Source organism: Paenibacillus cremeus (assembly GCF_007786445.1).
GTDB lineage: Bacteria > Bacillota > Bacilli > Paenibacillales > NBRC-103111 > Paenibacillus_G > Paenibacillus_G cremeus.
Genome location: NZ_VNJI01000048.1, coordinates 22,380 through 44,205, shown reverse-complemented (window position 1 = coordinate 44,205; position 21,826 = coordinate 22,380). Strand labels below are relative to the sequence as shown.

Genomic DNA, 21,826 nt, shown 5'->3' with positions numbered 1-21,826 from the left:
GCGCCGAAAGGTGCTTTTTATTTTTATAATTGACAATTCTGTGAACGAGCTTAGGATCGAAATAGCGTCCTCCCCGTAAAAATAGGGAAAAATCCCGTTGACAATGGGTTTAAGTGGCTGATATAATATTTCACCAAAATTGACATACTACCTACGTTGGGTTATAATCTTGATGGAAAGAGGTGGTAGTGGTCAATGGCAAAAAATGCGCTGTTGGAGATCAAACGCAGTTTGGAACCTCATGTCGGACAAAAGATCATGTTAAGAGCGAATGGTGGTCGCAGGAAGACAATCGAACGATCCGGTGTTTTGGAGGAAACCTACCCTTCCGTATTTATTGTGAAGCTGGATCAAGAGTCGCATGCTTTCAAGCGTGTCTCTTATAGCTACGCAGACATACTGACGGAATCCGTTGAAGTTACGGTACAGAGTGACGACGGTGAAGTTAGAATTACCATACAGCAGTAAACAAGAAGAAGTACATAAGCGGCTTGCCGGATCCGGCAGGTCGTTTTTTAATTGGAATGGTTCTTGAACGCTGCATGATTTGTTAATCCGTGCGGCATACTACGTCATAATTGTTCTAATTCACTTGAAGGAGGAAGCGAACATGGGACGCAGAAGTCGCAGAGGGGTAATGTCCGAGAGCTTCAAGTACGAGCTGGCCAAGGATTTGGGATTTTATGAAACCGTTCAGAGGGAGGGCTGGGGCGGGATCCGCACGAAGGACGCGGGGAATATGATCAAGCGAGCGATTCAAATCGCAGAGCAGACTTTGGCCAATCAACAGCAGACACAGGCGCAGTCGACAACGCCATATCGTCAGCCAGCCTACTCCCAGCAGCCGCCTGCCGCTAGCATTCCGCAGCAGGGGTACGGAGGGTCTCCGATCACGTCTTCAGTGCCGCCAGCCTACATGTACAATCCAAGCGGTGCCGCTCCGCAAACCTTCGGTTCATCTTACTATAACCAGTGAGCAAGCATGCCAAAATACCATGAACGTTACCCATTCCAAGCTAGGGCGCGTGTAAACGGGCCTTAGCTTTTTTTTGTCGCACTTTTGGTATAATATTAATGGTAAATGGCACAAAGGCCCAAGCAATGTAGGGATTGACAGACCGTTACGAAGAAGGTGTCGTATGAAAGTATTTGAGAAAGCGCCGGCAAAAATTAATTTGTCGCTGGATGTTTTATATAAGCGTGAGGATGGCTATCATGAAGTGGAGATGGTCATGACAATGGTAGACCTGGCGGACCGCATTGAGATGCAGGAGCTGCCGCGGGATACGATCATCATTTCCAGTCAGGCTGGATACATACCGCTCGACGAGAAGAACCTGGCGTTTCAAGCGGCCAGGCTAATTAAAGACCGCTACGATGTGAAGCAGGGCGTCTATATTCATTTGGATAAAAAAATTCCGGTAGCCGCAGGTCTCGCCGGCGGCAGCAGTGATGCAGCGGCGACACTGCGCGGGCTGAACCGGCTATGGAGACTGAACATCGGCACCGAGGAGCTGCAGCGGCTAGGTGCCGAGCTGGGATCGGACGTGCCGTTCTGCGTAACGGGAGGCACAGCGGTGGCCCGCGGCCGTGGAGAGAAGCTGGAGCCCATTGAGGCTCCGCCGCAGTGCTGGGTTGTGCTCGCCAAGCCGCCGATCAATGTGTCTACCTCCGAGATCTACGGCAAGCTGAATGCACAGGAGATCCACCGCCATCCTTCGACCGACCGAGTGTTGGCTGCGATTCGAGAGAAGCGGTTTGACGAGCTTTGCGATGAGCTGGGGAATGTGCTGGAGGAAGTGACGCTCAAGCTGTATCCTGAGGTGAGACAGCTGAAGGAAGTGATGATGCGGCTGGGCGCGGATGGCGTGCTGATGTCCGGAAGTGGTCCAACGGTGTTTGGATTGGTGTCCAAGGAGTCTAAGGTCGCACGCATTTATAACGGGCTTCGTGGGTTCTGTAAGGATGTGTACGCAGTAAGGCTATTGACGTAATATTGTGTCAGCTTGATGTCACAATATTTTTCATGGATCGGCTTGAAAAAATACGTATAAAAATGGTATATTTTCAATATAATATTCGGATTTTTTCAGTTCGATCCATTGATAGAGGGGGTACACCATTGAAAAAGTTAAAAAGAAGCGCAAGATTGGTCGAGATGACCCAATACTTGCTTTTTCGCCCCCACACGCTGATTCCTTTGACGACATTCGCAGACCGCTACAGCTCGGCCAAATCTTCCATCAGCGAGGACCTCGCGATCATCAAGGAAGTATTTGAAGAAGAGGGTCTTGGGGAGCTGCAGACACTGGCTGGTGCGGCCGGAGGCGTCAAATTCATACCGAAGGTATCCAAGGCGAATTCGCTCCGCTTTATCGAGCAAATCTGCCGTCAGCTGGAGCAGCCGGAACGGATTTTACCGGGCGGCTATTTGTACATGTCCGATATTATGGGGCAGCCGATGATTCTTAACGAAGTAGGCAAAATGTTCGCCTCCGTGTTTGCCGGCAAAGATATCGATGTCGTCATGACTGTAGAGACGAAGGGGATTCCACTAGCTTATGCAACAGCCACCTATCTGAACCTCCCGGTCGTCATTGTCCGTCGAGACAACAAGGTGACGGAAGGCTCGGCGGTGAGCATCAACTATGTATCGGGCTCCAACAAACGGATCCAGACCATGTCGCTGTCGCGCAGAGCGCTCAAGGAAGAATCGAAGGTGCTGATCATCGACGATTTTATGCGCGTAGGCGGTACGATTCATGGGATGATGGATTTGCTGCAGGAGTTCAAGGCAACGGTTAAAGGGGTAGGCGTCTTTGTCGAGTCGGGCGAGGTTGAGGAGCACTTAATCGAGGATTATATCTCCCTAGCCAAGCTGTCCGCGGTAGATCCGAAGACGAGACAAGTGACGGCTGAGCCGGGCAACTATTTTACCGACAATGATTCGGACGAGGAGTGACCTTCCATGACATTGAAGAACATATCGACGACCGAGGCGCCAGCCGCTATCGGTCCTTATTCGCAAGCCGTACAATTCGGCAATCTGCTGTTCACTTCGGGACAAATCCCGTTGGGATTAGATGGTCAAGTGGTAGAAGGCGGCATTGAAGAACAAACGCATCAAGTATTCCGCAATTTGCAGGCCGTGCTGACAGGGGCAGGTGCTTCTTTTCAAGATGTCATTAAGGCAACCGTTTTCATAAAGGATATGAACCAGTTTGCGAAGGTCAATGAGATCTACGCCGGGTACTTCGGAGAACACAAACCGGCCCGTTCTACCGTGGAAGTCGCGCGTTTGCCGAAGGATGTACTTGTCGAAATCGAGCTTATTGCGGCGATAACTGTCGAATAATTTCAAATTCATCAATTATTTATAAAATTCAATAATAATGCAACATTTTAAGAAGGATTTCGACCTGAAATGTGGAATTTATAGCTCAAGTCTTTGAAATGGAAAAAGGTGGTGAAACAGAAGTGCAAATTACAGACGTCAGACTTCGTCGGGTTAATTCCGAGGGCAGAATGAAAGCCATTGCTTCCATTACCATTGATAACGAATTTGTGGTTCATGACATTCGTGTGATCGATGGTAACAACGGCATGTTCGTTGCCATGCCTAGCAAGCGGACTCCGGACGGGGAGTTTAGAGATATCGCTCACCCGATCTCCTCCACCACCCGCGAAAAGATTCAAGCGGCCGTTTTAGCTGAATATGAGCGTGCAGCGACGGAAGAAGAAGTGATTGAAGAAGGAGCTTAATCATGGATTGCGAAGAGAGTCCCCCTGGGGCTCTCTTTTCTTTTTGTGGCAAGTAGGCTATATTGGGAATAATCTGAATTCATCTATTATGGTTATTGAAGGAGCGGGGAGTCTGAGTGAACATCATGGGAATCGTCTTGGCGGCAGGCCAAGGCAAACGGATGAAATCGAAGCTGTATAAAGTGCTGCACCCAGTGTGCGGGAAGCCCATGGTCGGCCATGTGGTGACGGCGCTGGAAAATATAAATACGACCCGGACGGTCGTTATCGTAGGCCACGGAGCGGAAGCGGTCCAATCGTATCTGGGAGCTCGGGCAGAGTATGCGCTGCAAGAGAAGCAGTTAGGAACCGGGCATGCGGTGCTTCAGGCTAAGGACCTGCTCAGCTCGGAGGAAGGGCTGACGATCGTGATCTGCGGGGATACACCGCTGGTGTCGGAAGAGACGCTGCAGGGCATGCTTCAATTGCACCAAGCCAAAGGAGCGGCGGCCACGATTTTGACGGCGGGCGTCGATACGCCTCATGGCTATGGACGGATCATTCGCGATGCGAGCGGCGCCGTGGCGAAGATCGTAGAAGAGAAGGATTGCAGCCCAGAGGAGCGTCAGGTACAGGAGATCAATACGGGAACGTATTGCTTTGACAACCGCAAGCTCTTTGCGGCGCTGGCACATGTAAAGAATGACAATACTCAGAACGAATATTATATTACGGATGTTATCGGCATTTTGTCCGGGCAAAACGAAGTCGTAGAAGGCTATGTCATGCACAATCCAATCGAATCGATCGGCGTTAATGATCGTCTGGCGCTGGCGGAAGCGGAGCGGGCGATGCGGGAGCGCATCAACAAGAAGCATATGCTGAACGGCGTGACGCTGATCGACCCGGCGAGCACGTACATCGAAGCGGACGTCCAGATCGGAGCCGATACCGTCATCCTGCCGGGTACCCTGCTCAAAGGCAGTACGGTGATCGGAGAGGACTGCATAATCGGTCCGCAATGCGATATCACAGATACGACCATTGCTAACGCTGTAACGGTGAAGCAGTCCGTGCTGCAGGAGGCGGTAGTAGGCAGCGGCACTTCGGTTGGTCCATTCGCATACCTGCGTCCAGGCGCGGACGTAGGGCAGAATGCAAAAATCGGCGATTTCGTCGAGATTAAGAATGCGAAGCTTGGCGATGAAGTCAAGGTGTCCCACCTCAGCTACATCGGCGATGCGGTGATCGGACGGAACGTGAACTTCGGCTGCGGTGCGATTACGGTAAACTATGACGGCTTTAACAAACAGCTGACCGAAGTGGAAGAAAATGCGTTTGTAGGCTGCAATGTCAACTTAATTGCTCCGGTGAAGGTCGGCAAAGGCGCTTACGTAGTAGCCGGTTCAACCATTACGAATAACGTCGAAGAAAATGATGTCGCGATTGCACGGGAGCGTCAGGTCAATAAGCCGGGCTACGCGGCTAAACTGAGAGCGAAATTCGCGGCGAAGAAGCAGGCGTCCAAGGCGAAATCTGAGTAATGGTTTAAAATAAAAATTCATGAGTTGAACCTCCTTCAATTGGGTACAGTAGTAGAAGCTTGGAATTGAAGGAGGTTCTTTTTATTTATGGCGACAACATTAAGAGCGGAGGCTCGTACAAGCAGCTCGAAAGGTGACCGTAAGAAACTAAGGGAGCAGGGCAAGGTTCCCGGCGTCGTCTATGGGAAGGGCATAACCGATACCCCCATTTCGATTGACCAGAAAGAGCTGCTAGCGCAGCTGAAGTCGAACCCGCACGCCATTATCGAGATGGAAGTGCCGCAATTCGGCAAGCAGCCGGTCATGATTCATGAGGTACAGCGGTGCACGCTAAGCCGGCAGCTGCTGCATGTGGATTTTCACCAAATCAACATGAACGAGCCGGTCAATACGACGGTCCGTCTGGAATTTGTCGGCGAGCCGGCAGGGGTGAAAATGGGCGGAATTCTGCAGCTTCAGCATCACGAGATCGACATCCGCTGCCTGCCGCAGCAAATTCCAGCCTCGATTGAAGTGGATATCAGCGCGCTGGATATTGGAGAAAACCTGCACATTTCGGAGCTGAAGCTGCCGAGTGGCATCGAGGTCCGAAACGATCCGCACGATATGGTCGCAACGATTCTCGTGCCGCAAAAGGCGGAGGAGCCGGTGGAAGAGGCACCAGAAGCGTCGGAGACCGCGGCAGAGAAGGTCGAGCAGCCGGTGTAAGCGGTGGCCAAGCCCTCGGCGCGTGTTCGGAGCGCCTGCGCATTCAAAGCAAGGACAGGAGTGCTTACCCGAGCACTCTTTCTTTGTTTTGGGTCGTTGCAGTAGATGACAACTGCCCAACGCAAATTTCGTTGACAGTTGCATCAGATGTCAGGTTGGCGAGCAAGCTCTTTTTAAGGTATGATTAGGAAGGAGTAACGCGAGCTACCCTGAAGGGGGATTTTGAGGTTGAAATGGTTTGTAGGACTCGGTAATCCGGGCAGACAATATGAGACGACGCGCCATAATATCGGCTTTATGGCACTGGACCGGTTTGCCGATCAGCATGGCATCAAGATTACACAAAGCAAATGCAAGGCACTGCTCGGAGAAGGTCACGTGAAGGGGCAGAAGGTGTACCTCTTGAAGCCCCAAACGTACATGAATCTGTCTGGCGAGTCGATTCGGGCGTTTATGGATTTTTACAAGGCATCGATGGAGGATCTGGTCGTCATTTATGATGATTTGGATACGCCCTTTGGCAGCATCCGGCTGCGCTATCAAGGCAGCGCCGGCGGCCATAACGGGATCAAGTCGACCATTCAGCATCTCGGGACGCAGTCGTTCAACCGGATTCGGATAGGAATTTCGAGACCGGCGCCAGGCCGGGATATTGCCGATTATGTGCTGAGCACATTTAGCAAGGATGAATTCCAGATCATGCCGAAGGTGCTCGAGAAGACGTGTGACGCTATGGAGCACGTGTTGGATAACGCGTTCGAGAAGACGATGGCGCTCTATAACGGCTAGTGGATGCACAAATTATAGCCGATGGATCGGCTAATCTCCGGCCATTCCGGACATACTGAGTAGTATTACAAAGGTATGGGAATGGAGGAGGGTTCAGCATGTCCGTTAAATATACTTGCCGTCACTGTCATACGGCGATTGGAGAAATTGATCAGCCTGGGGTAAGCGAGTACCAGCTCGGCTTTCATTTCTTGACCCCCGAGGAGCGGAGAGATATAATATCGTATAACCCAAACGGGGATGTGACCGTCAAGGTCGTATGCGATTACTGCCGGGAGGCTCTTGATGCGAATCCGGAGCTGACGCTGATCGCAAGTCCTTTGCAATAGCCCATGGTTTACATATTCGGCTATCCGGATTTTGATACATGGCTGAGTGATAGAAGCAGATCGCCTCTGTCATTTTAGCCCTGGACCGGCCTAAAGCGTGCTTCGCTCTAGGCTTTTTTTAGTGTTACGCGGCTCGAGAGGAGTGTCAGTTTTGCAAGCTTTAATCCAGGCGTTTTCCGCGGATACCGAGTTTCAAAGCGTGGTGGCCGGCATCCGTTCGGGGATGAGGGAACAACTAATAGCCGGATTGACCGGCTCTTCTAAGCAGGTGATGCTGGCTTCGTTGGTACAGGAGCTGAAGCAGCCTCTATTTATCGTTACGCACAATATGTTTTCCGCTCAAAAAATGTTCGAAGACCTGGCGGAGCTGCTGCCGCTGGAGCAGGTCGTGCTGTTCCCTGCACAGGAGCTGATGGCGGCGGAAGCGGCCATTGCGAGTCCGGAGATGCTGGCGCAGCGGATCGATGCGCTGTCTAGACTAGCGGCCGGGTTCCGCGGCGTCGTGATTGTCCCTTATGCTGGGATGCGCCGGATTTTGCCGCACCGGGACTCCATCGCAGCAGCGCAGTTCCGCATCGAAGTAGGTCAAACCATCCAGATGGATGAGCTGGTTTCGCGGATGGTGGAGCTGGGGTACGAGCGAGTCGAGCGGGTCGAAGGAAAAGGGGAGCTTAGCGTACGCGGCGGGATCGTCGACTTTTTCCCGTTGACTTCTCCACATCCGTTCCGGGTCGAGCTGTTCGATATTGAAATCGACTCTATCCGTTCGTTCGATGTAGGAGACCAGCGGTCCATCGACAAAGTATCCGAGCTGCAGATCACCCCGTGCCGTGAGGTCGTTGCAGATCGAAAACGGTTACAATCGGCTGCACAGCACGCTTATGAGCTGCTGCAGGAGCAAATAGGGAAGATGAACGACCGGCAAGCGAAGGATCGGCTTCTGGAGGGGATCGGCCACGAGATCGAACTGCTGCGGGAAGGGCAGCATTTTTCGGGGCTGTTCAAATATGTCTCGCTCTTATTCCCTGAACGGCAGACGCTGCTCGATTATATGCCCAACGACTCGATCCTGCTCGTTGACGAGCCCGCCCGGCTGATTGAAACAGCGAAGCAGCTGGAAAAGGATGAAGCCGAATGGATGACGATGTCGCTTCAGGATGGCAAATGTCTTCCGGCGCTAATTCTATCGAAGACTTATGAAACCTTGCTGCACCGCCGCCCTTATCCTACTTTGTATATGTCGCTCTTTTTGCGCCAAGTGCCGCAGACGCTGCCGCAAAATATCGTCAATTTCATGTGCCGCGTCATGCAAAGCTTCCATGGCCAAATGAATCTGCTCAAAAGCGAGATGGAGCGCTGGAAAAAGTCCGGCACCAAGGTCATGATGCTGGCTAGCGGCGCGGAACGTGTCGATCGGATCAAGCGGGTGCTCGCCGATTATCATATTGACGAGCCGCAAATTATTGACGGCAACCTGCAAACGGGGTTTGAACTGCCGGGCATTCACCTGGTCGTCATCACCGAAGGCGAGATGTTCAACCAAAAGCAGCGCAAAGCACGCAAGGTGGACAAAAAGATTGAAAACGCCGAGCGGATCAAAAGTTATCAGGAGCTCAAGGTCGGCGATTACGTGGTGCACGTCAATCACGGGATCGGGAAATTTGTCGGGATCGGGACGCTAGAGGTTGGCGGCATTCATAAAGATTATTTGCACATTATGTACGCCGGCGGCGACAAGTTGTCAGTGCCGATCGATCAAATCGATCACATTCAGAAGTACGTCGGAGCCGAGGAAGGCAAGGAGCCGAAGGTTTACAAGCTCGGCGGCTCCGATTGGAACCGGGTGAAGAGCAAGGCCCGCGCTTCCGTGCAGGATATTGCGGACGATCTGATCAAGCTCTATGCCGAGCGGCAAGCAGCCAAAGGCTACGGGTTCACCGCGGACAGCGCCTATCAGCAAGAGTTCGAAGGCATGTTCCCGTATGAGGAAACCGTCGACCAGCTGCGGGCCATCACCGAAATTAAAAAGGACATGGAGAAGCCGCGGCCGATGGATCGCTTGCTGTGCGGCGACGTGGGCTACGGGAAAACCGAGGTGGCGATCCGTGCTGCGTTCAAAGCGGCGATCGACGGCAAACAGGTCGCTGTACTGGTGCCGACAACCATTCTTGCGCAGCAGCACTATGAGACGTTCCGCGAGCGGTTCTCCGGCTATCCGTTTAACATTCAGGTGCTCAGCCGATTCCGTTCCAAGAAAGAGCAAACGGAAACGATGAAGGGCATCAAGAACGGGACGGTCGATGTCGTGATCGGGACGCACCGCCTGTTGTCCAAGGATATGCAGTTTAAAGACTTGGGGCTGCTGATTGTGGACGAGGAGCAGCGGTTCGGAGTGTCACATAAGGAGAAGTTGAAGCGGCTGAAGACGAACGTGGACGTGCTGACCTTGACGGCAACTCCGATCCCACGCACACTGCATATGTCGATGCTGGGGGTTCGGGACTTATCGGTTATCGAGACACCTCCGGAAAACCGCTTCCCGGTGCAAACGTACGTAGTGGAATACAGCGCCTCGCTCGTTCGCGAAGCCGTAGAGCGGGAGCTGGCGCGTGAAGGACAGGTGTATTATCTGTACAATCGCGTGCAAGGCATTAACCAGATGGCCGAGCAAATCTCCATGCTGGTCCCAGATGCGCGGGTGACCGTAGCTCATGGGCAAATGTCGGAGCAGGAGCTGGAGAAGACGATTCTCGACTTCCTCGACGGAGAGTACGATGTTCTGGTCAGCACAAGCATCATCGAAACCGGGGTCGACATTCCGAACGTCAACACACTGATCGTCCACGATGCCGATAAGATGGGGTTGTCCCAGCTGTATCAGCTGCGCGGACGAGTGGGCCGCTCGAACCGGATTGCTTACGCTTATTTCACGTATCAGCGGGATAAGGTGCTGACGGAAGTGGCGGAGAAGCGTCTGCAGGCGATCAAAGAGTTTACGGAGCTGGGGTCCGGGTTTAAAATTGCGATGCGCGACTTGTCCATCCGCGGCGCGGGCAACCTGCTGGGCGCGGAGCAGCACGGGTTTATCGCCTCCGTCGGGTTTGACTTGTACTCTCAAATGCTGGCGGAAGAAATTAAGAAGCGGAAGAAGGAAATCGGCGGCGAGGATGTGCAGGAGGTCAAGGTTTGGGTGACGCAGCTGGATATTTCGCTTGACGCTTACATTCCGGGCGATTATATTTACGACAGCGTGCAAAAAATCGAGATCTATAAGAAGGTGGCCGCTACGCAGTCACTGGAGGAAGTGGCGCAGCTGCATGATGAGCTGGTGGACCGCTTCGGTGATCTTCCGCAAGCCGTGCATAATTTGCTGCTCGCGGCACGCCTCAAGGTATATGGCGCTCACTATGCGATCGAGACCATTTCGCAAAAAGGGGCTGACTATGAAATCAAGATTCACGCCGATCAAAACAGCAACCTGGACGGCCAAAAGCTGTTTCAGCTGTCTGCGGAATTCGATAATCGCGTGAAGCTGATCAGCGGCCCGCAAATTATTATCGAGCTTAAAGGAAAAGGTCTCAAGCCAGAAGAAACCATCGATTTGCTGGAACGCTTTCTGGTACAATACAAGCGTGCGTTGAAATCAAAGGGGGAGCTGCAGGATGTGGCGAAATAAGAAAAAGACGATACAAAAAGGGCTAACCGCTCTTTTGGCCATCATATTGGTATTTTCCATTGTAGGCTGCACAAAGAAGACGGATGCGGGCACGGGCGCGGCGGCGCCGACGTCGAATGCGAAGCCGGGTGATGTCCTGGTAACGTATAAAGACGGAGGCAAAGTAACGAAAGACGAGTTCGACAAGTTTTTGGCGGTTAACATGTTCTTCTACCAGCAATATGCGCAATTCAAAGACGATCCGGGCTTCCAGCAGGATATGATGAAGCAGCTCGTGACGTTCAAAATCTTGTCTTCCCGCGCGGACGATAAGGCGAAAACGGAAGCGGACAAGCAGTCGAAGGACCAAATGGAGCAAATTAAGACGTTCCTCAACTCGCAAGAAGGCGGCATGGATGCACAGCTGAAAAAAGCGAATCTGACGATTAAAGATGTTGAAGATTTCGTGAACCGCAGCGTTCTGGCCATCGTGTCGGAAGAAAGCAAAGTGACGGATAAAGATGTGCAGGATGCTTACAATGCCAAGCTGGCTCAAGATAAAGACAGCTATACGGTTGCGACGGTTAGCCATATTCTGATCGGATTGACCGATCCGGCGACAGGCAAAGAAACCCGGAGCAAGGATGATGCCTTGAAGCGGGCGAAAGAAGTGCAGGACAAGCTGAGCAAGGGCGGCGATTTTGTCGCGCTGGCGAAGGAATACTCGGAAGACCCAGGCTCGAAGGATAAGGGCGGCAAGTATGAGAATGCCGACATTTCGCAATGGGTGCCGGAATTCAAGAAAGCAGCGGCAGAGCTGCCGATCGGCAAAATCAGCGATCCGGTGGAAACGACGTATGGCTACCATATTATGAAGGTGGAAAGCCGGACGACAAAAACGTTTGACCAAGTCAAGGATCAGCTTAAATCGGAAGCGGCAGAGAAAAAGGTCTACGACTTTGTAGATAAAGAGCTGCCGACCTTAATTCAGACCAACAACCTGCCAAAACCGGCTGAAACGCCTGCGGCACCAGCTACACCGGCTTCGCCGTCGCCATCCCCGGCTCCAGCAGCCGATACGACGAAGAAGTAAGACGGTAGTCAGATATTACCAGGGCACCCTTTGGGGTGCCTTGTTTTGTTTTCTTTTTTTTGGACATAATGTAAACAGCGGCGGCCCACCCAAGCGATACATAGACGACCGCGCCACACAGCAGTACGTGTATAAGCTTCTGGGAATCGAAGAATACTATGGTTAGTCGAATTCCCTCCATTTGTATACAAAAGAGTCTCATCCAGTCTGTACATCTCTTCAAGGAAAGTGAGGCATCTAGAATTATGAAAGCAACTGGAATTGTTCGTCGGATCGACGATCTTGGCAGGGTCGTAATCCCTAAAGAAATTCGCCGTACCCTACGTATTCGCGAAGGTGATCCGCTGGAGATTTTTGTGGATCGGGACGGAGAGGTCATTCTGAAGAAGTATTCTCCTATTGGCGAGCTAGGGGATTTTGCCAAGGAATATGCCGAATCACTCTTTGAAAGCACGAATCATATTACGATGATCTCGGATAGGGATACCGTGATTGCAGTGGCCGGGGGCTCGAAAAAAGATTACTTAGAGAAGCAGATCGGTTCGATTGTGGAGCAGTGCATGGAAAATCGCAAAGCGACGCTGGAAAGCGGAGCGGGCTCTTATGAAATTACCAAGGATGCTGCTGAAGCCTACAGCTCGTATGTGGTGGCGCCGATTGTAGCGGGCGGGGATCCCATTGGCTCGGTGATTCTGCTTAATAAAGACGAGAATATTAAGATGGGCCAGATGGAATTGAAAATGGCCGAAACGGCGGCAGGCTTCCTTGCGAAGCAAATGGAGCAATAAACCGCATCCGGTAGACCTACGAGTGAACAGCAGAGCTTCCTGATCCTTTCCGTAAACGGAAGGGATTGGGAGGCTTATTTCGTGTTGGGCGTCCTCGTTAGATGCGGCGCTTTGGAAAAGTGCGGAAGATGCGGTATAATGTTGCGTTGAATGGAGAGCGCGAGAGCCAGAAGGAGAATGAACATGAATGGGCTAGAGGAGCGGGGCCCGGCGGAAGCGGGACGGGATCAACCGAAGCCCGCCGGATCCGCACTGCTGCGAGGGGCAGCCGTATTGGGGCTGGCGGCGGTCGTGTCCAAGCTGATCGGCACGATGCAGAAAATCCCGCTGCAAAACGTGGCCGGCGATGCGGTCTTCGGCATTTATAACGCGGTTTATCCGCTCTATATTTTAATTTTGTTTTTGGCGACGGCGGGTTTTCCGCTTGTGGTCTCCAAGTTTGTGTCGGAGCATGCGGTGGAGGGTCGCTATGAGGAAGCCCGCCGGGTGCTTCGGGTGGCGTCGGCCGCGCTCATGGTTACGGGTGTTGTCTTTTTTGCTCTATTATATGGCGGCGCTGATCTGATCGGTCGATGGATGGGAGCGCCGCAAACCGGAACGGCCATCCGCAGCGTTTCGTTCGCCCTCCTGCTTGTCCCTGTGCTGTCTGCGCTACGGGGGTATTATCAAGGATTTCAGGAGATGGGGCCGACCGCATGGTCTCAGGTGGTCGAGCAGACCGTCCGGGTAGCAGCCATGTTCATCCTGCTGATGATCACGATGCACTTCGGCTTCGGGCCGGAATGGATCGCCGCCGGTGCGACGTTCGGTTCCGTGGCGGGCGGGCTCGCGGGGCTCGGGCTGATGCTGTACTACTGGCGCAGGGATCCGCGGCGTACCGCTCGAAGTGCACGGTCAAGCGACGAAGCTCCGGCGGCATCGGGCGGGCGCTCGCGCTTCGGGGCGGAGTGGGCGCTGCTGAAGCGGATCGCCGCTTATGCAATTCCGCTCTGCTTGGGCTCGATTGCGATGCCGATCTTGACGCTGGTGGATTCCTTCTCGCTTCCCCGACAGCTTCAAGCCGCCGGCTTGGATGAAACCAGCGCGTTGTATCAGTTCGGGCTCTATAATCACGGGCTGCCGTTCGTGCAGCTGGTCGCGATGATCGCCTCCTCTATGTCGGCCGCCCTAGTGCCGGCGATCGCTGAAGCAAAGCGGCGGGGCGACCGCGAGGCAATCCGCAGCCGGGCCGGGCTGTCGCTGCGGGTGACCTGGCTGATCGGACTGCCGGCGACCGTCGGGCTCTCGATGCTGGCGGAGCCGATGAATGTAATGTTTTTTAAGACGGCGGAAGGCACGGCGTCCGTGGCCGTCCTGGCCCTCACCGCCGTGCTCTCGGCGGTCAACATCGTCGCGAGCTGCGTGCTGCAGGGCCTGGGCGCCGTCCGGGCGCCGGCGGTCTACCTGCTGCTCGCGGCGAGCGTCAAGGCGGCCGCCAACGCGTGGCTCGTGCCGCGCTACGGCATCGACGGCGCCGCCTGGGCCGCCGTGGCCGCCTACGGCGTCGCCGGCGGCCTCGCGCTCGCGCACGCGCTGCGCGCCACCGGCGTCCCGGCCCCGAGCGGCCGCGCGCTCATGACCCCGATGCTCAGCATCGGGATCATGGCGCTCGGCCTCTGGGCCGTGACGCACGGCGCTGCACCGCTGGCGGGACGTGCCGTGGCGATGCCCCCTCGGGGCCTCGCCACGGTCGTCACGCTGGGCGGCGTCGCCGTCGGGGCGCTCGCGTACGCGCTCGCGATGCTGCGCCTCGGCGCCGTGTCGGCCGCCGAGCTGGCGCACGTGCCGCAGCTGCGGGGCAAGCCCCTCGCGTGGCTGCGTAAACTCCGGCTGCTCCGGTAGCCGGATCTGTTCTGACGAAGTGCTCGTCTTGAATGAGATCCAGCTAGGAGCACCGAACCCAAAGAAAGGGGTGCGGACCATGTCCACGCAACCGCAAATCACCGTCGTCGGCCTCGGAACCGGCGACGAAAGTCAACTCACGCTCGGCGCCTGGCGCAAGCTGCAGGCCGCCGGCGCAGGCACGGGTGCGCTCTACCTGCGCACCAAGGACCACCCGATGGTCTCGATGCTCGACCATCACGGGCTCCGCTACGAAACGTTCGATGCCGTCTACGAGGCGCATAACGCCTTCGAGGCCGTGTATGAACAGATTGCGGCGGAGCTGATCGTGCGGGCGCTGCAGTCGCCCGCCACGGAAATCTTGTACGCGGTACCGGGCCATCCCATGGTCGCGGAGCGGACGGTGCAGCTGCTGCGCGAGCGCTGTCCGCGCGAAGGCATTGTGCTCGCTTTGATGGGCGGGGAGAGCTTCCTCGACCAGGCGTTCCTGCGCCTGGGCTTCGACCCGATCGAGGGCTTCCAGCTGCTGGACGCCACCGCCCTGAGCGTGCGCAACCTGAACCCGGCCATGCATACGCTGATCGGCCAAGTGTACGATACCTACACGGCGTCCGATGTGAAGCTGACGCTGATGGAGCTGTACCCGGATGAATATCCGGTAGTGGTCGGTCATGCGCTCGGCGTCGCCGGGGAAGAACGGGTGCGCGAGGTACCGCTGTACGAGCTGGACCGAGTTGAGGGCTACGGCAATCTGTCCTTGATTTGGGTGCCGCGCACGGAGCAGGACCAGGTTCGCAGCCGGACCTTTGCACGCTTGCAGGAGATTGTGGAGATTTTGCGCAGCCCGGAAGGGTGTCCGTGGGATCGCGAGCAGACGCATGCGTCCCTGCGTAAGAACTTAATCGAAGAGGCATACGAGGTGCTGGAGACGTTCGAAGAGGACGACCCGGACCATATGTGTGAGGAGCTGGGTGACCTGCTGCTGCAAATCATGCTGCATTCGCAGATAGAGGCGGAGGATGGCGGCTTTACCGTATGGGATGTAATCGGGGGGCTGAACGACAAGCTGATCCGCCGCCACCCGCACGTGTTCGGTGAGGTCCGAGCGGAGGACGCGGACGAAGCGCTGAGCAACTGGCAGCAGATCAAGGCGGAGGAGAAGCGCAGCAAGGGCATTGATCCGGACGCGCTGCCGCTCTTGTCGGGCATTCCACGCGAGCTGCCGGGGCTGATGAAGGCGTACAAGCTGCAGAAAAAAGCGGCGTCGGTCGGCTTCGATTGGAGCACCTTGGAGGAGGTGCTGCCGGTAGTGGAGTCCGAGCTTGCTGAGGTGAAGGAAGCCATCGAGCGCTTCGGCAAGGCGGAGCAGCAGGAAGAGCTGGGCGACCTGCTGTTTGCTGTGGTCAATTTAGCGAGGTTTCTCAAGGTCGACCCGGAGGAAGCGATGGCCGCGGCCAACCGCAAATTTTTCGATCGATTTGGCTATATTGAAGCGCAGCTGCGTTTAAAGGGAAAACAATTTGACCAAACTGATTTGCAAGAGATGGAATCTTTGTGGCAGGAAGCAAAAAAAGTTCTGAAAATCGACAAAGACTAGCAGGAATTTCCTGAGGGGCAAAGAATACATTAGTTTAGCGTCATTAAACGAGGAGGAAATTTATTCATGAACAAAACCGATTTGATCAATAACATCGCAGAAAAAAGCGGCATGACGAAGAAAGACGTAGAGTCCGTTCTGAACAACTTCCTGGGCGAAGTAACGGACGCTTTGTCGAATGGTGACAAGGTGCAGCTGATCGGCTTCGGCACGTTCGAAACGCGCAAGCGCTCCGGCCGGACAGGTCGTAACCCACAAACAGGTGTAGAAATAAGCATCCCAGAATCCAAGGTGCCAGCGTTCAAAGCAGGCAACAAGCTTAAAGAAGCGGTGAAGTAATGCGGCTGGACAAGTTTCTCAAGCTTTCCAGGCTGATCAAACGGCGTACCGTCGCCAAAGACGTGTCCGAGCAAGGACGGGTTTGGATCAATGGCCGGGAAGCGAAACCGAGCAGCGCGGTGAAGGTAGGGGACGAGCTGACCGTTCAGTTCGGACAGAAGCTGGTGACCGTTCGCGTGGAGCTGTTATCCGAGTCCACCCGCAAGGAGGACGCGGCCAAGATGTACACGCTGCTGAAGGAAGAGATGAACAAGACGGAGAACTGGTCCTTGTGACCGGTTGAAGCAGGAGGCGGAGCGGATGCTCGGCCTCTTTTTGTTCTAAACCTCGGACGACCCCCATACCTTAGAGTAAAACAAGCTTTGGGCCAGAAGACGGTAGGCATACCCGAAGCCAAGGAGGGGATCGAACCCATGGTAGAACATCCAGGTAAAGTGAAGCGTCAGGAAATTAAGATGCTCAACCGCAAGCTGCTTGAGGTATCCGGCGTCATGAACGTCGAAAGCTTTGACAGCGAAGAGTTTTTGCTGGAAACGGAATGCGGCTTTCTGATGATCAAGGGGCAAAACTTACACATCAAAAACCTCAGTCTTGAGCAGGGGCTGGTAGCAATCGAGGGATATGTGAACGAGCTGGCCTACGTCGATGCAAACTCCCAAGGCAAAACCAAGGGATTTCTGGGTAAGCTCTTTAAGTGACGCTGCAAATTCAATTTATGACGATCGGCATGATGTACGCAGGGGGCGTCGTCCTGGGAGGGTTGTTCGATGTATACCGGGTGCTTTCTGGCCAGCTGAAAGTGCCTTTTTGGTTGCGAGCGGTTCTCGACCTGCTGTATTGGTTCATCGGTACGATTGTCATCTTTAAACTGCTGTATGAGAGCAATTGGGGAGAAGTGCGGTTTTTTATTTTCATTGGCCTCATGATCGGCATCTCATTTTACTTCTGGCTGCTGAGCCGTCCGATGATCGGAATCATCAAGTTTATGATCCGTGTGGTTCAGACCACGATTCGCATAGGCAAACGAATGATTGAGCTGTTCATCATTAAGCCAATCCTCTTCTTGTATCGGGTCGTAGTCATCTTTTTAGGATTTTTATTAGCTACCGCTATTTTCCTGTACAAAATTATGATACAATTGTTCTACCCTTTGTGGAAATTACTGTTATGGCTCGTCAGCCCGCTGGTACGGCGGTTACGTTTTCCCATTCCTGTTTGGATGAAGAAGGCAGGAGGGTGGATCATCGCGTGGGTTCGGCGACTTTTTTAATGGGTGGTCGCGCCTAGTTTTGACCCCTTCTAGAAAGGCAAGGAGGATTCGGTTCATGCAAGCAACAGCGACAAGAGCAAATCAAGCGCAACCGAAAACACGCGGTTCATTTCGCCGCCGTCGAGTGGTCCTGCTTTTGCTGGCCGGGTTCATGAGCTGGGCTGGGGTAACCTTGTGGAACCAAGAGGCGAAGCTGAATGAGCGCAGCGAGAAGGTTAGCGCGCTGGGTCAGAAGTATGCCGAGGCGCAGCAGGTGAGTGCAGATACACAGCGAGAGATTACCCGTTTGAACGATCCAGAGTATGTGGAGCAGCGCATTCGTAAAGATCTTCACTACGTGAAGCAAGGCGAGACGCTCTTCTATGCCCCGAAGCCGCAAAAGTAACATGTGTTCGGTCCATGATTCACGAGACAAGATTGGGCGAAACCATATATTGACCGTATTTTCTCTGTAAGTTATAATCGGCATAGCTCCGATTTTTTCTGGTGTTTAACTATTTAAGGGAGGAACATTTTACTTTATGGCAATTGAAGTGGGCAGCAAGCTGCAAGGAAAAGTGACTGGGATCACTCACTTTGGTGCGTTCGTGGAGCTTTCCGAGGGCGTGACCGGTTTGGTACACATCTCGGAGATTGCAGACAACTATGTCAAAGACGTGAACGATCATCTGAAGCTCGGGGACATCGTCACCGTGAAAGTGATCAATGTCGACAAAGACGGCAAAATCGGACTATCGATCAAGCAAGCGGTAGATAAGCCGGTGGATGCACCCCCAACAAGACCCGCTCGGTTTGAACGTCAAGGCGGCGGCGGTGGAGACCGCGGCGGATTTGGCGGCCGTGGCGATCGTGGTGGCCGTGGCGGCGGAAGACCTCCCCAACCGAACAGACTTTCATTCGAAGATAAGATGGCGCGCTTCCTGAAGGACAGCGAAGACCGCATTTCGTCCCTGAAGAAGAACACTGAGGGTAAGCGAGGCGGACGCGGCGCGCGTCGTGACTAAATAAATATGAGAACCGTATGAGCCGCTGAGCTTGTGCGGTTTTTTGCTTCATGTGATCAGCACCCAGGATAAACTGGCTTGACAACCCGCCTTGGGGTGGTATATACTCATGCTTGTTGTGGCGGCGTAGCTCAGCTGGCTAGAGCGTACGGTTCATACCCGTAAGGTCGGGGGTTCGATCCCCTCTGCCGCTATAAAGATGCACAAAATACCGGCTCTGCGAATCGGATTCGATTTGCGGGGCCGGTTTTATTTTTGGAAAATGCGTAGGACTTAAAGTTTCTTTTGTCGGAAGGGATTAGGCGGGTATGTAACAATTTGGAATGGGGCCAAAATTGTTACCGGAATCGACAGGTTGCAACGCGGGAGATTTGGCGGTCTAAGGATGATACAGGGTGTATCGAAAGTGGCGAGAAATTTTGTAAGCGTTTCCAATCTTAGAGCGGCGTACACTCCCTATGATTCGTGCAGGGCTCCTCATTTTGTCGGAAAAAACTTTGACCCTACCAACTCATTGTGACAAACTTTCCGCTAGACTGCATTTATACTGGGTACCACTAACAAGTATATGGGTGGTGCGATCAAAATATGCAAAACTGGCGAGGTGGAAATGGAATGGCAACCCTTTGGACGGGAGGAGTGACTCGTGTGAAGCAGGGCTTTGTGGGGGCACTCGTAGGAAATCGATTGGTGCAATCGATTGTCGCTAAGAAATGGTCCATTCTTTTGTTATTTATGGCGTTCTTGTTGGGACGAGCCATGATTTTGGATCAGCTGGCTCCCTTCGCGGTCGCTTATTTTGCCGTCTTGTATTTTTTGAGGCGAGAATTTATTTATTGGACGGGGCTGTTTTTGGTGGCCGGCAGCTTATTTTCCGCGGCCCCACAGCATACCGGCTATATAGTCGCAGAGATGCTGGTTTTCCTCTTGATCCAAAAAGGGGTGGAGCGCTTTGAACGCTCCGATATCTCTTATGCGCCGGTTATCGTGTTTGCCGCGACCTTCTTCGTTCAGCTGTTCTCCCATTTGGCCGGGGAGCAGATTAGCTGGTATTCGCTCATGATGACGGGCGTGGAGTCAACGCTCGGACTCATTTTGACACATATTTTCCTGCAAGCGATTCCCGTGTTTACGCTGACCCGGAAAAATTACAGCCTGAAAAACGAGGAAATCATTTGCCTGATTATTCTTCTGGCGTCCGTCATGACGGGGACCGTGGGGTGGCTCATCGGGCCGGTTACGGTCGAGCATGTGCTTTCCCGTTATTTGATTCTACTGTTTGCCCTCGTTGGGGGGGCTCCACTAGGCGCTTCGGTGGGTGTCATCACTGGGCTCATTTTGAGTCTGGCCAACTCCAGTGCCATTTACCAGATGAGCTTGCTGGCTTTTGCCGGTCTGCTGGCGGGGCTGCTTAAGGAAGGGAACAAGATCGCAGTCTCGTTTGGGATGCTGCTTGGCTCGTCGATTTTGACGGTCTATCTGGGCAATCAGGCCGAGGTGCTTAATTCAACCTGGGAATCGGCGGCGGCGGTGGTAATCTTTTGTCTGACGCCGAAGGGTGTCATCTTAACGCTCTCAAAGTACGTTCCGGGCACGCAGGAGAACGTCAAGTCGCAGCATGATTATGCCAAGCGGGTGCGGGATGTAACGGCCAGCCGGGTGGAGCAGTTCTCGGAGGTATTCCGCCAGCTGTCTCGCAGCTTTAAGCAAATTACGGCAGAAATTCAGCCGCTGCAAAAGGAAGAGGAAGTCAGCCATTTTATGAACGCCGTCGCGGAGAAATCGTGCACACACTGCTGGAAGAAGAAGCAATGCTGGGACGAGCGTTTTTATCAAACCTATAAGGTGATGACGGAAATGATGACCGAGGTGGAGCTTCGAGAGAATATGACGCGCAAGGACCTGAGGCCAGAGTGGAAAAAGGTCTGCATCAAGCCTGAACAGGTGTTGGAGCATATGAAACAGCAGTATAGTTTGTACAAGAACGATCAGCATTGGAAAAAGCAAATCATGGACAGCCGGCAGCTGGTGGCTGATCAGCTTTCGGGCGTGTCGCAGGTGATGGAGGACCTTGCCAAGGAGATCAAGCGCGAGGGGCAGGAGCTGTTTATGCAGGAGGAGCAGATCCGCAGCGCGTTGGAGGAACTGGGGCTGTCCATTCACAGCATCGATGTGATCAGCCTGGACGAGGGCAACGTGGAGATCGAGATTGTTCATCAGTATACGAAGGGCTTTGATGAATGCCGCAAGATCATCGCACCGCTGCTATCGGAAATTGTGGGGGAGAACATCGCGGTGAAAAATGAGCAGGCGATCGAGCGCAAAGAGGGCTACAGTACGGTGCTGTTCGGCTCGACCAAGGAGTATGAGGTGGAGACGGGGATCGCCGGTGCAGCCAAAGGGGGTGAGCTGCTGTCCGGTGACAGCTTCAGCACGGTGGAGCTGGGGAACGGCAAGTTTGCCGTAGCGCTCAGTGACGGGATGGGCAACGGCGAGCGGGCCCGGGCGGAGAGCAGTGCGGCGCTGACGATTCTGCAGCAGCTGCTGCAGTCCGGCATGGATGAAAAGCTGGCGATCAAGTCCGTGAATTCGGTGCTGATGCTCCGTTCCTCCGATGAAGTGTTTGCTACGGTGGATGTGGCCCTGATCGACTTATATAGCGCGCAGACGACGTTTTTGAAGATCGGCTCCACGCCTAGCTTCATTAAACGCGGCAATGAAGTGTTCCCGGTATCGGCGAACAATTTGCCGGTCGGTATCGTAGCGGACATCGACGTCGATCTGGTGAGCGTGCCGCTGCAGCACGGGGATACGCTCATCATGATGACCGACGGCATCTATGACGCGCCGGGCCATGCGGTGAATAAGGAGATGTGGATGAAGCGGATGATCAGCGAGATCGAAGCGGATACGCCGCAGGACTTTGCCGATGTGCTGCTGGAGCGGGTCGTCAGGTATCATCATGGGGATATTTACGATGATATGACGGTAGTTGTTGCGCGAGTGGAGAAATTCAGGCCGGAGTGGGCGACCTTCCGTTGGCCGGGCATTCAGCGCATCGAGCGGCCGAAGACGGTCAGTTGAACCG

21 protein-coding genes, 1 tRNA gene and 1 pseudogene are annotated in these 21,826 nt (G+C 53.9%); all 23 read left to right on the top strand.

Annotated elements, in window-relative coordinates:
- Positions 1-195: 195 nt before the first annotated feature.
- The 23 genes and pseudogenes from veg (at position 196) to spoIIE (ending at position 21,822) form a co-directional block, all read left to right on the top strand.
- On the top strand, positions 196-468 hold the full coding sequence (veg, locus tag FPZ49_RS27280) for a biofilm formation stimulator Veg (protein WP_144853162.1): 273 nt from the start codon (positions 196-198) through the stop codon (positions 466-468).
- Between the two features lie 142 nt (positions 469-610).
- Positions 611-793 (top strand): annotated as a pseudogene (locus tag FPZ49_RS37065) (small, acid-soluble spore protein, alpha/beta type); the annotation flags it as partial.
- A gap of 346 nt (positions 794-1,139) precedes the next feature.
- Positions 1,140-1,994 carry a 4-(cytidine 5'-diphospho)-2-C-methyl-D-erythritol kinase gene (ispE, locus tag FPZ49_RS27270; protein ID WP_144853158.1) on the top strand — a complete coding sequence of 285 codons (855 nt, stop codon included), beginning with the start codon at positions 1,140-1,142 and terminating at the stop codon, positions 1,992-1,994.
- Between the two features lie 128 nt (positions 1,995-2,122).
- A complete protein-coding gene (purR, locus tag FPZ49_RS27265) occupies positions 2,123-2,962 on the top strand; it encodes a pur operon repressor (RefSeq protein WP_144853156.1) in 840 nt (279 codons plus the stop codon).
- Between the two features lie 6 nt (positions 2,963-2,968).
- Positions 2,969-3,355 carry a RidA family protein gene (locus FPZ49_RS27260; RefSeq protein WP_144853154.1) on the top strand — a complete coding sequence of 129 codons (387 nt, stop codon included), beginning with the start codon at positions 2,969-2,971 and terminating at the stop codon, positions 3,353-3,355.
- A 122-nt stretch (positions 3,356-3,477) separates the two neighbouring features.
- A complete protein-coding gene (gene spoVG / locus FPZ49_RS27255; protein ID WP_018759486.1) occupies positions 3,478-3,762 on the top strand; it encodes a septation regulator SpoVG in 285 nt (94 codons plus the stop codon).
- Positions 3,763-3,878: 116 nt separating this feature from the next.
- Entirely contained in the window at positions 3,879-5,285 is a 1,407-nt protein-coding gene (gene glmU / locus FPZ49_RS27250) for a bifunctional UDP-N-acetylglucosamine diphosphorylase/glucosamine-1-phosphate N-acetyltransferase GlmU (RefSeq protein ID WP_144853152.1), read from the top strand.
- A gap of 87 nt (positions 5,286-5,372) precedes the next feature.
- The gene (locus FPZ49_RS27245; protein WP_144853150.1) at positions 5,373-5,993 is read left to right on the top strand and encodes a 50S ribosomal protein L25; all 621 of its coding nucleotides are present in this window, start codon (positions 5,373-5,375) and stop codon (positions 5,991-5,993) included.
- Between the two features lie 228 nt (positions 5,994-6,221).
- Positions 6,222-6,782: an aminoacyl-tRNA hydrolase gene (gene pth / locus FPZ49_RS27240; RefSeq protein ID WP_144853148.1), complete on the top strand. Its 561-nt coding sequence runs from the start codon at positions 6,222-6,224 to the stop codon at positions 6,780-6,782.
- 98 nt (positions 6,783-6,880) lie between these two features.
- Positions 6,881-7,111 carry an anti-sigma-F factor Fin family protein gene (locus tag FPZ49_RS27235; protein ID WP_144853146.1) on the top strand — a complete coding sequence of 77 codons (231 nt, stop codon included), beginning with the start codon at positions 6,881-6,883 and terminating at the stop codon, positions 7,109-7,111.
- Positions 7,112-7,262: 151 nt separating this feature from the next.
- Positions 7,263-10,787, top strand: a complete 3,525-nt coding sequence (gene mfd, locus FPZ49_RS27230; protein WP_144853144.1) for a transcription-repair coupling factor — start codon at positions 7,263-7,265, stop codon at positions 10,785-10,787.
- The gene (locus FPZ49_RS27225; RefSeq protein WP_144853142.1) at positions 10,774-11,859 is read left to right on the top strand and encodes a peptidylprolyl isomerase; all 1,086 of its coding nucleotides are present in this window, start codon (positions 10,774-10,776) and stop codon (positions 11,857-11,859) included. Before mfd ends, FPZ49_RS27225 begins: the two co-directional genes overlap by 14 nt.
- A 245-nt stretch (positions 11,860-12,104) precedes the next feature.
- Positions 12,105-12,647 (top strand): stage V sporulation protein T, encoded by a 543-nt coding sequence (gene spoVT / locus FPZ49_RS27220; protein WP_144853140.1) that lies wholly within the window; start codon positions 12,105-12,107, stop codon positions 12,645-12,647.
- Positions 12,648-12,797: 150 nt separating this feature from the next.
- Positions 12,798-14,528, top strand: a complete 1,731-nt coding sequence (locus FPZ49_RS27215; RefSeq protein ID WP_144853137.1) for a putative polysaccharide biosynthesis protein — start codon at positions 12,798-12,800, stop codon at positions 14,526-14,528.
- A gap of 79 nt (positions 14,529-14,607) precedes the next feature.
- Positions 14,608-16,125, top strand: a complete 1,518-nt coding sequence (locus FPZ49_RS27210; protein ID WP_144853135.1) for a bifunctional methyltransferase/pyrophosphohydrolase YabN — start codon at positions 14,608-14,610, stop codon at positions 16,123-16,125.
- A 66-nt stretch (positions 16,126-16,191) separates the two neighbouring features.
- Positions 16,192-16,464 (top strand): HU family DNA-binding protein, encoded by a 273-nt coding sequence (locus FPZ49_RS27205; protein WP_144853133.1) that lies wholly within the window; start codon positions 16,192-16,194, stop codon positions 16,462-16,464.
- Positions 16,464-16,739, top strand: coding sequence for an RNA-binding S4 domain-containing protein (locus FPZ49_RS27200; RefSeq protein ID WP_144853131.1), 276 nt, complete (start codon positions 16,464-16,466; stop codon positions 16,737-16,739). Before FPZ49_RS27205 ends, FPZ49_RS27200 begins: the two co-directional genes overlap by 1 nt.
- A 138-nt stretch (positions 16,740-16,877) precedes the next feature.
- Entirely contained in the window at positions 16,878-17,162 is a 285-nt protein-coding gene (gene yabP, locus FPZ49_RS27195; RefSeq protein WP_144853129.1) for a sporulation protein YabP, read from the top strand.
- Entirely contained in the window at positions 17,159-17,734 is a 576-nt protein-coding gene (gene yabQ, locus FPZ49_RS27190; protein ID WP_144853127.1) for a spore cortex biosynthesis protein YabQ, read from the top strand. The genes yabP and yabQ overlap by 4 nt, the downstream gene beginning before the upstream one ends.
- Before the next feature lie 55 nt (positions 17,735-17,789).
- Positions 17,790-18,119 (top strand): FtsB family cell division protein, encoded by a 330-nt coding sequence (locus FPZ49_RS27185; protein WP_144853124.1) that lies wholly within the window; start codon positions 17,790-17,792, stop codon positions 18,117-18,119.
- A 136-nt stretch (positions 18,120-18,255) separates the two neighbouring features.
- Positions 18,256-18,738: a S1 domain-containing RNA-binding protein gene (locus FPZ49_RS27180; RefSeq protein WP_144853122.1), complete on the top strand. Its 483-nt coding sequence runs from the start codon at positions 18,256-18,258 to the stop codon at positions 18,736-18,738.
- 120 nt (positions 18,739-18,858) lie between these two features.
- Positions 18,859-18,932: transfer RNA gene (locus FPZ49_RS27175), tRNA-Met, on the top strand.
- Between the two features lie 421 nt (positions 18,933-19,353).
- Positions 19,354-21,822: a stage II sporulation protein E gene (gene spoIIE, locus FPZ49_RS27170; protein WP_391563876.1), complete on the top strand. Its 2,469-nt coding sequence runs from the start codon at positions 19,354-19,356 to the stop codon at positions 21,820-21,822.
- The last annotated feature ends 4 nt before the right edge of the window (positions 21,823-21,826 follow it).

Excerpts from the sequence above, each read along its gene's own strand:
- veg (WP_144853162.1), top strand. The coding sequence starts at position 196 with ATGGCAAAAAATGCGCTGTTGGAGATCAAACGCAGTTTGGAACCTCAT.
- FPZ49_RS27215 (WP_144853137.1), top strand. The coding sequence starts at position 12,798 with ATGGAGAGCGCGAGAGCCAGAAGGAGAATGAACATGAATGGGCTAGAG.
- FPZ49_RS27200 (WP_144853131.1), top strand. The coding sequence starts at position 16,464 with ATGCGGCTGGACAAGTTTCTCAAGCTTTCCAGGCTGATCAAACGGCGT.
- spoIIE (WP_391563876.1), top strand. The coding sequence starts at position 19,354 with ATGGCAACCCTTTGGACGGGAGGAGTGACTCGTGTGAAGCAGGGCTTT.
- FPZ49_RS27205 (WP_144853133.1), top strand. The coding sequence starts at position 16,192 with ATGAACAAAACCGATTTGATCAATAACATCGCAGAAAAAAGCGGCATG.
- FPZ49_RS27260 (WP_144853154.1), top strand. The coding sequence starts at position 2,969 with ATGACATTGAAGAACATATCGACGACCGAGGCGCCAGCCGCTATCGGT.
- FPZ49_RS27225 (WP_144853142.1), top strand. The coding sequence starts at position 10,774 with ATGTGGCGAAATAAGAAAAAGACGATACAAAAAGGGCTAACCGCTCTT.
- ispE (WP_144853158.1), top strand. The coding sequence starts at position 1,140 with ATGAAAGTATTTGAGAAAGCGCCGGCAAAAATTAATTTGTCGCTGGAT.
- FPZ49_RS27235 (WP_144853146.1), top strand. The coding sequence starts at position 6,881 with ATGTCCGTTAAATATACTTGCCGTCACTGTCATACGGCGATTGGAGAA.
- FPZ49_RS27210 (WP_144853135.1), top strand. The coding sequence starts at position 14,608 with ATGTCCACGCAACCGCAAATCACCGTCGTCGGCCTCGGAACCGGCGAC.
- FPZ49_RS27180 (WP_144853122.1), top strand. The coding sequence starts at position 18,256 with ATGGCAATTGAAGTGGGCAGCAAGCTGCAAGGAAAAGTGACTGGGATC.
- spoVT (WP_144853140.1), top strand. The coding sequence starts at position 12,105 with ATGAAAGCAACTGGAATTGTTCGTCGGATCGACGATCTTGGCAGGGTC.
- yabP (WP_144853129.1), top strand. The coding sequence starts at position 16,878 with ATGGTAGAACATCCAGGTAAAGTGAAGCGTCAGGAAATTAAGATGCTC.
- FPZ49_RS27245 (WP_144853150.1), top strand. The coding sequence starts at position 5,373 with ATGGCGACAACATTAAGAGCGGAGGCTCGTACAAGCAGCTCGAAAGGT.
- FPZ49_RS27185 (WP_144853124.1), top strand. The coding sequence starts at position 17,790 with ATGCAAGCAACAGCGACAAGAGCAAATCAAGCGCAACCGAAAACACGC.